Raw genomic sequence first — 7,933 nt, forward strand, 5'->3', positions numbered from 1 at the left:
CATGGGGCCGGTTCAGGGGCGTCCCGCTCGTGCGGCGGCAGATTGCAGCATCCGGGCGAGGGCCGCGGGTGCGGTCGTGGCGCCGGTGAGCACCACCAGCGGGGGGCGCCGGCCCTGCGCCGCGATCAGCCGGGCGATCTCGTAGGCGGCGCTGCCGCCGCCGCAGAACGCGCCCAGCACCAGCAGCCCCGCCCCGTCCAGCAGCGGGCGCAGCGCGTCGTGGCGAGCACGGACGCCGCCGGGCGTGCAACGCAGCAGGACGACCGACTCAGGGCCCCGGTAGGCCGCGGCGAGCTGGTCGTAGCGGGAACGGGGGGTGCCGTGGGTCTGTACCAGGCAGACGATTCCGTCGTCCGGGCCGGCGGCGGGACGCAGCGCTGTCAGCGGCGGGCCAATCGGCGCGCTGCGCGGCGTGGCCGGCGGGGCGTCGGGCGGCTCGTCAGGGACGGGGTGTGGATGCGGTGCGGGTCGTCTGCCGGTCGGCGCGGTCGGCAGGCGCAGCAGGTCGGCGACGGTCGTGGTGTCGCCCGGCAGGTAGGGCAGTTCGCCCAGGAGCAGCGCGCTGTGGGTGAGCGCTTCGCTGGCGTCGGTGGTGTGCGGGCCCGGGTGGCAGGACGCGGTCAGCACCAGGGCGCCGTGGTCGTCGCGGTGGGCGAGGAGGGTGAGGGGGAAGGCGGTGAGGGCGCCCAGCGGGTCGGGCCGCTCCACGCGCACGCCCTGGGCGGCCAGTTCCCGAGTCAGGTCCGGGGCGGGGCGCGGCCCGCCCTCGAAGGCCAGGAGGCTGGCAGCGGGTGCACAGTGACCGGCGGACAGGAAGTGGCCGGCGGACCGCTGATGCGCCGGGTCGGGGGCGGCCAGTCCCTGCGTCGGGTCCGGGGCGGACCAGTGGTGGATCTGTCCCGGGGAGAGCCATTCGTAGCAGCTCATGTCCAGGACGCGGTCGCGTAGTTCGGTCAGCAGGCCGGCCACGGTGCGTTCGGGTGCAACCCGGACGCTGAGCGGCATCGTGGTGCGCAGAGCGGCCGGGAGGCGGTCGGCGCCCTCCAGGAGAATGCCTCGGCCGGAGGCAGTGACCGCGAAGCGGACCGTCGCGGGTGCGCCAGCGGTGCCGGTGGCGCCGGTGGTGGCGGCCCGGTATAGCAATACCGCCCACACGGTGTGCAGAACACTGCTTTCGGTGCAGCCCAGGCGGGCGGCCCAGGCGGTCAGCCGCTGGGTCTGCTGCGCGGACAGCCGGATACGGGTGCGGGTGCAGTGCGCGGGGCCGGGTGCGGCGGTGAGCGGGCCGGGTGGGAGGCCGCCTGCGGGAGGAGCGGCTGCGTCGGCTCCTCCGGCTCCTCCGGCTCCTCCGGCTCCGTCGGCTCCGCAGGCTGCGGACCAGAACCGCCGGGCGGGGACGGTGTCCCGGCGGTCGAGCCAGCGCACGTAGTCGCGCAAGTCGGGGCGGCGTTCGCCGCCGGGCAGCCGGCCCCCCGTCAGGTAGGCGCGGTAGAACTCGTGCAGCAGCAGTCGCGCGCCGGTGTCGTCCAGCAGGGCGTGATGGTAGGTGAGCAGCACCCAGGCGGGCGCGGGTGCTGTGCCGTCGGCGCCGGCCGGGCCACCGGCGAGGACGCTGACGCGCAGGCTGCCAAGGCGGCGCGGGTCGAGACCGCGGCGCACGTCCTGGGCGATCAGGTCGCTGAAGCGCACGGAGCCGTGCGGCAGCCACAGCACGTCGGCGTCGGCGCGGTCATGCAGGACCAGCAGGGGCTCGGGGCTGTCGTCGAAGACGGCACGCAGCACGCTCTCGTGGTCGACGACCGACTGCCAGGCGGCGCGGAACCGGTCGGGATCCAGCGGTCCGTGCCAGGCCCACGACAGCCGCTCCACGTGGCGGCCCGGGTGGGCGTCGGCGTCGGCGAGCAGTTCCCGCATCAGGGGTGTCGGGGCGAGCGTGCGGGTGGAGGTGGGGTGGGTTGCGGGCGCGCCGGGGCGGGTCAGCAGGTCTGCGAGGAGCCCGTAGGGGAACGTTTCTCCAGGCTCGGCACCGGGCTCAGCACCTGGCTCACTGGTGCCGTCGGTGGTCAGCCGCAGCGTGTGATGGCCGTTGCGGTGCCGGTCGAGACGGTGGTGCAGGGCGCCGACGCCCGGGAGGTGGCCGGCCACCTGGCCGAGGGCGGCCTGCAGGTGGTCTCGGTCGAGCGGGCCGCGCACCTCCAGGCGCGGCCGGCGGTACGGGGCCGGCCCGAGGTCGACGACGATGCAGGTCGGCTCCTCGCCCGGGGGCGACGAGGTGTGTTCGGTGCTCATCGGCTGTACGGGGCGCGCCTGGGTGGTCGCGCGTACGGCGTGCGGTCGACGTACGGTGTGTGCCGACCTCGGCGTACGGCTGCGAAGGCCCCTGCCCTCCCCTCTGCGAGTGCTCGACGAGTATGTGCGGTGCCGTCCATGCGGGCCTGTTACGGCGCTGACGTCGCGGTGGACGCGCACGGGAGTGTGGTGCGGCCGTGTCTGGTGGGGCTTAGGGCCTCAGGGAGGGTGCGGGGCAGGGAGCAGCGGCCGCCGTCCCGATGCGCCGGCGCAATGTGCGGCGGAATGTACGGCGAGCGAGGTGTTCCGGGTGGGGCCGCGGCGCGGGGGGCTGGGGCTTCGTCGTGTCCCGCCGTCCGACGATGATGCCGTCCGAGGGTGGGCGTGTGACGCGGGTGAGGCCGCAGGCCGCGGGGGCCGTGGTGGTGCCATGACTGGCTCCTTCTCCCCCACCTCGCACGAACCGTCCGGGGAACGTTAGCCGGGCGTGATGGGGTGGCCGTGTTCCTCGTCCGGTGCTGGACGCGGGCGCGAGCCGGGCTCACCGGCGCCGGGTGCGGACGGGCCCGGGGGGGGCTTCAGGGGGTGAGCAGGTCGGTGACGGCGCCCATGAAGCCCTCGTCGAGCATGGTGTGCGGGGCGGTGTCGCGCGCGGTGTCGAGGCCGGTGTCGTGGCAGGCGACGCTGATGAGATAGCGGCCCAGCGCCCGGTGGGTGGCGAAGGCCCATTCGCCGCGGGAGGCGGGCCGGCCGTCGGGGGCGAGGAGGCCCGCGCCGGCGGTACCGAAGCCGAACTCGGTGAAGCCCAGGCGCAGTCCCTGGCCGATGGCTTTGGTGTAGGCCTCCTTCAGGGTCCACAGTCTCAGCAGGGCGGCGGCGCGCTGTGGTTCGGGCAGGGGGTGCAGTTCGGTGCGTTCGGCCGGGGTGCACACGTGGCCGTGGATGAGGTCGAAGGACATGGTGCGGTCGGCGGGTTCGGCGTCGACGCCGATGCGGCCGTTGCGGCTGACGGCGACCGCGATCAGGTCGTCGGTGTGGGTGAGGCTGATGTCGACCTGGTCCAGTCCGCGCAGGTAGGGCCGGCCGCCGATCTTGTAGGCGAGGTCGAGTGCGCTGGCCTGGGTGCCCAGTGCGGCGGCGGCGGTGTACTTGGTGACCAGGCGTGAGGTGACGAACCGGAAGCGGACCAGGGGGTCGGTGGTGCGGCGGTAGCGTTGCCAGTCGCGGCCGAGCAGGGGGCGCAGGGCGGGGTCGGTCAGGGCGGGGCCGAGCCATTCGCCCCAGGTGGCGAACACGACGGCGTTGCCGCGTGCGTGCATGTCCTGGCCGATCTGGTGCCAGGGGCCGTCGGGGCCGCTGACGTGGACGGGCCGGCTGATGCGGTCGGCGTCGGCGGGCAGGCACGCCGGGTCGGTGAGGGGGGGCGTGGGCACCTCGGTTCACCCCTTTCCTTGGTGGTTCTCGCGCGGGTCACGGGCGCGGGCGTTGCGGGCGGGTGCGGTGGGCGGGCGCTAGGGGCGGGTGCGGTGGGCGGCGGCTTGCGGGCGGGTGGGGTGGGCGGCGGGGTGGGGGGTCTTAGCGGGCCAGGGGCGTGGCGGCGAGGTCGCAGCCGAGGCCGGCGCGGTAGCGGCGGATCAGTTCGTTCAGGACCTGCTGGGTGCAGCCGTCGGGCAGGTCGGGCACGGGGATGCCCAGGCGGGCGCCGATGCGGGACAGGGCGAGTACGGCCCAGGCGGCGTCGGCGAGGAAGGGGTCGCTGCCGTCCTGGCCCTCCCAGATGCCCAGGACGGCGGCGGCGGCGACGATCAGGCTGTAGCGGTCGCTGAGCACGAGTGCCGCGGGCTCGGACAGGCCCGGTCCGTGGCGTGGCAGGCGCAGGCACATCTGGCGCAGGGCGCGCAGTTCGGCGGTGAACGCCTCGGCGAGGGCGGCCAGGGCGGTGATGTGGCCGCCGACGCCGCGGGCCGGGGCCAGGCGGGCGGCGGAGTGGAGCAGGGAGGCGGCCATGAAGTCGCCGCCGCCGGCGATGCCGAGCAGCCGGTAGTCCAGCGCGGGCAGCTCGGCGCCGGTGCGGAAGAGTTCGGGCGGCGGTTCCTCCTCGGTGAACCAGGCGGTCTCGGCGAGGGAGCGCAGCTGCGGCACGATCACGGACTGGCAGGAGGCGGTGCCGGCGTGGCCGAGTCCGGCCACGGGCAGGTCGCGTACGAGTTTGTCCAGGGCGCCGTATTCGGGGCTGTGGTGCTGGTAGCCGCGGCCGCCGAGGACGGCGGCGAGTTCTTCGAGGTTCTCGCGCAGCAGGTCGGGGACGACGTATTTGACGGCGGCGGCGAACACGTGGGCGCGCTCGGGCAGCAGGCTCAGAGCGCGCAGGGCGACGCTCGCCATGGCGTCGCAGGCCAGCAGGTCGGCGAAGACGCCGGTGAGGGGCTTGTGCCAGCGGCGGGCCACGGGGCCACTGCGGGAAGTGGTGGCGGCGCGGACGGCGGAGTGCAGGACGGTGTCGGCGGCGGCGGTGACGACGCCGCAGATGACGCTGCGGTTGACCTGGAAGGTGCGCAGGGCCAGGGCGACTCCCTGACCGGTGCGGCCGACGAGCGCGTCGGCGCCCACCGGCCGGTCGTGGAAGTGCAGTCCGCTGAACAGGGCGCCGCGCATGCCGGAGGTCTGCACGCGCGGCAGGTGCACCACGCTGCCGGGCGGTGCGTCGGCGGCGTCGAGCAGGAACACGGAGTGGCTGTGGGGGCCGCGCGCGGTGTCGGTGCGGGCGTAGACGACGTGGGCGTCGGCGCGGGCGGCGTTGATGATGACGTCTTTGTGTCCGGTGAGGAGATGGCCGCCACCGGGTGCGGGGCGGGCGGTGAACTCGTGGCGCAGGATGGCGTTGGCGTGGGCGAGTTCGTGGTGGACGATCGTGGCCCGTCTGCCGTCCAGCAGCAGCCGGGCCAGGCGGCGGCGCTGCTGGTCGCTGCCGGCGGCCCAGACGGCGCCGATCGCGAACAGCGAGGTGATGCCGTGGCCGAAGCCGAGGGCGACGTCGCGCCGGAAGAGGGGGCGCAGGGTGCGGGCCAGCAGGTCGGCGCGGGTGAGCCGGCCGCCGTGGGCGAGGGGGACGAACTCGGCGGCCAGCTGCACCTCGTCCAGGAGTTCTTCGGTGGCGCGGGGCGGGGTGCGCCGGTCGTCGGCGGCGAACAGGGCCCGCAGGCCGTGCGGGTTGGCGGGGTCGTAGGGGTCGCCGAGCCGGGCCTCCAGGCGGGCCGCGCGCAGGTCCGCGGCGCGCTCCCAGCCGCCGGGTGCGGTGCCCGGGACGTGTCCGGTCTCGGCGGTGGTGGTCATCGCGCTCGGTCAGCTCCTCGGGTCCGGGCGGGCCGGTCGCGCGCCCGTACATCACCCTGGCCCGGGCCTCTGGTGGGGTGCCGGAGCCTGACTGGAGCCGCGGTCCAGGCCCGGTACGGGCGGCGTGTGGGACGTCGACGCGAAATGGCTGATCAGCGCCATGGATTCCAGGCGGACTCCACTGCTGCTGAAGTGTTCTTCGAGTGGGGTGCGAGCGGGCGGCGAGCCGATGTGCGATATTCCCTCACCCCACCGCGAGAGAGTCTTCTCTTTTTCCTTGGAAGTGGGCGGCGGAGAGTGGCATTCCGGGCATGGAAAGAGGGCTGCCGCGGGGTCTTCTCCTTCCGGCCGGGCAACAAGTCCGGCCGGAAGGAGAAGAATCCCGCAGCAGCCCCGGAGCGTGTGCGGTCAGAGGCCGCTCAGCCGGTCTTGCGCCGGAAGTAGCGCTTCTGGCCTGCGGGCCCGCTCATGCCCTTCACACGCAGCCGCCCGTCCTCGTGGGCCTGGCGCGCCTGGTTGGCGTTCGCCTTGCGGGCCAGGGCCTCACGGAATTTCGCCCGGTTGTCACCGTCGAGAGCACGGTTTCCGTCGCTGCCATCATTGGCGTCATTGCCGTAATTGCCGTCGGAATTCGGCTCGGGAAGTGCAGCCATGCATGCCTCCTGAATGGGAGAGGGGGGTGTGGCGTCAGACTGGCACGGAAATCCCGCACCGGCCAGACGCACGTGACATTCCGGGAATGGAATCCAGCCGTTTCGAAACCGGATCACCTCACGATCCGGTGGTGACCGGTGACCTCCTTTGCTCCCGGTTCCTTCGCTCTGGGTCGGCGGGCAGCAGGGAACTCAATACGGTCGTCAGCAGGAAGACGGCGACATTGCACCAAAGGACCGCCGCCGTGACCGAGGCGGATCCCCCCGCCCCGGCGTGCCGCCCCGCCGCCTCGCCCAGCTGCCCGAAGTACAGCCCGGCGATGACGGCGACCCCGACGGCCGAGCTGAACTGGATGGCGGCGTTGAGCACCCCGGAGCCCGCCCCGGCGTCATCGGCCGGGACGTCCTCCAGCACGACGGCGGTCAGCACCGGGGTGGTCAGGCCCATCCCGCAGCCCATGACCAGCTCTGCGGCGGCCAGTTGCGGCCAGGCCAGCTGCCCGTCACCGGCCGCCCAGATCTCCAGCAGTGTCCACAGGGCACCACAGCCCATCAGCAACGACCCCACCGCCACGCACGCCCGACGCCGGCCCGCACCGTGCTTCCACGCGATCTGGAAAGTGGCGGTGATACCCACCGGCCAGGCCGCCGTGACCAGCGCGGTCTTCAGCACCGGCCAACCCAGCCCCGTCTGCAGGTGATAGGTGAGCACGAGGAAGAACGACGCCACACCGCTGAACACCAGCAGCGTCACGGTCAGGCCGACCCGGGTGGAGCGGTGCCGGAAGAGTGTCGGCGGGACCAGCGCGGAGCCGTCGCGCCGGTGCCGCACACCCTGCTGCCTGACGAACACCGCGAACGTCGCGGCACCGACACCGACGAGGACGAGCATCCAGACCGGCCAGCCCTGTTCACGTCCCTGGATCAAGGGATACATCACGCCCAGGGAGGCAACCGTCAGCAGCACCACACCCATCACGTCCAGCCGCGGCGGCTGCTGCGAGCGGGACTCGGGCATACTGCGGACCGCCATGATCAGCGCGATCAGCCCGAGCGGCACGTTGATCAGGAAGATCGCCCGCCATCCCAGGCCCAGCACATCCAGGTCGGTGAGTGTGCCTCCGAGCAACGGGCCTGCGACGCTGCCGATACTGAGCGCCGTGCCCAGTACGGCGAACGCCTTTGCCCACTCGTCACGGTGGAACATCGTGACCACGACCGACACGGCCTGGGGCACCATCAGCGCGGCCATGAAACCCTGCGCGAACCGCCCCGCCACCAGCACCGCGGGAGCACCCGCGACACCGCACACCGCCGACGCCACGGTGAATCCGGCGACCCCCGCCACGAACAGCCGCTTGCGTCCGTAGATGTCGCCGAGCCGGCCCCCCGTGATCAGGAACAGGGCGTAGGCCAGGGCGTAACCCGCCACCGTCCACTGGGCCGTGGCGAAGCCGGCCCCGAGATCCTGCTGGATGGCGGGCAGGACCACGGTGACGGCGTTCGCGTCGAGGTTGTCCAGGAACGACGCCAGGGTGACCACGGCGAGCGCCAGCCAGCGGTGCGGTGAGGGAGCGGGGGCAGAGGAGCCGGTGGGGCGCGACGGCGCCTGCTCCGGGCCCTGGTGCGCTGTGGAGTCGGTGGGCTCAGGCATGGCA

The 7,933-nt window shown here is 73.6% G+C and carries 5 protein-coding genes; all 5 read right to left on the reverse strand.

The window, feature by feature from the left end:
• Window positions 1-12 precede the first annotated feature (12 nt).
• The 5 genes from ACH4C6_RS29890 to ACH4C6_RS29910 all read right to left on the reverse strand — a co-directional run bounded on the left by ACH4C6_RS29890 (window position 13) and on the right by ACH4C6_RS29910 (window position 7,929).
• A complete protein-coding gene (locus tag ACH4C6_RS29890; protein WP_398111747.1) occupies window positions 13-2,289 on the reverse strand; it encodes a condensation domain-containing protein in 2,277 nt (758 codons plus the stop codon).
• Window positions 2,290-2,867: 578 nt separating this feature from the next.
• Entirely contained in the window at window positions 2,868-3,722 is an 855-nt protein-coding gene (locus ACH4C6_RS29895; protein WP_398111748.1) for a 4'-phosphopantetheinyl transferase family protein, read from the reverse strand.
• A gap of 142 nt (window positions 3,723-3,864) precedes the next feature.
• Complete coding sequence (locus ACH4C6_RS29900) at window positions 3,865-5,622, reverse strand: acyl-CoA dehydrogenase (protein ID WP_398111749.1); 1,758 nt, start codon at window positions 5,620-5,622, stop codon at window positions 3,865-3,867.
• A gap of 419 nt (window positions 5,623-6,041) precedes the next feature.
• Window positions 6,042-6,275: a DUF5302 domain-containing protein gene (locus tag ACH4C6_RS29905; RefSeq protein ID WP_398111750.1), complete on the reverse strand. Its 234-nt coding sequence runs from the start codon at window positions 6,273-6,275 to the stop codon at window positions 6,042-6,044.
• Between the two features lie 118 nt (window positions 6,276-6,393).
• The gene (locus ACH4C6_RS29910) at window positions 6,394-7,929 is read right to left on the reverse strand and encodes an MFS transporter (protein WP_398111751.1); all 1,536 of its coding nucleotides are present in this window, start codon (window positions 7,927-7,929) and stop codon (window positions 6,394-6,396) included.
• Window positions 7,930-7,933 lie beyond the last annotated feature (4 nt).

The sequence above is a fragment of the Streptomyces sp. NPDC017943 genome (assembly GCF_044328425.1).
Lineage (GTDB): Bacteria > Actinomycetota > Actinomycetes > Streptomycetales > Streptomycetaceae > Streptomyces > Streptomyces djakartensis_A.

Coding starts and splice junctions, on each gene's coding strand:
- ACH4C6_RS29890 (WP_398111747.1), bottom strand. CDS start 2,289: ATGAGCACCGAACACACCTCGTCGCCCCCGGGCGAGGAGCCGACCTGC.
- ACH4C6_RS29900 (WP_398111749.1), bottom strand. CDS start 5,622: ATGACCACCACCGCCGAGACCGGACACGTCCCGGGCACCGCACCCGGC.
- ACH4C6_RS29905 (WP_398111750.1), bottom strand. CDS start 6,275: ATGGCTGCACTTCCCGAGCCGAATTCCGACGGCAATTACGGCAATGAC.
- ACH4C6_RS29910 (WP_398111751.1), bottom strand. CDS start 7,929: ATGCCTGAGCCCACCGACTCCACAGCGCACCAGGGCCCGGAGCAGGCG.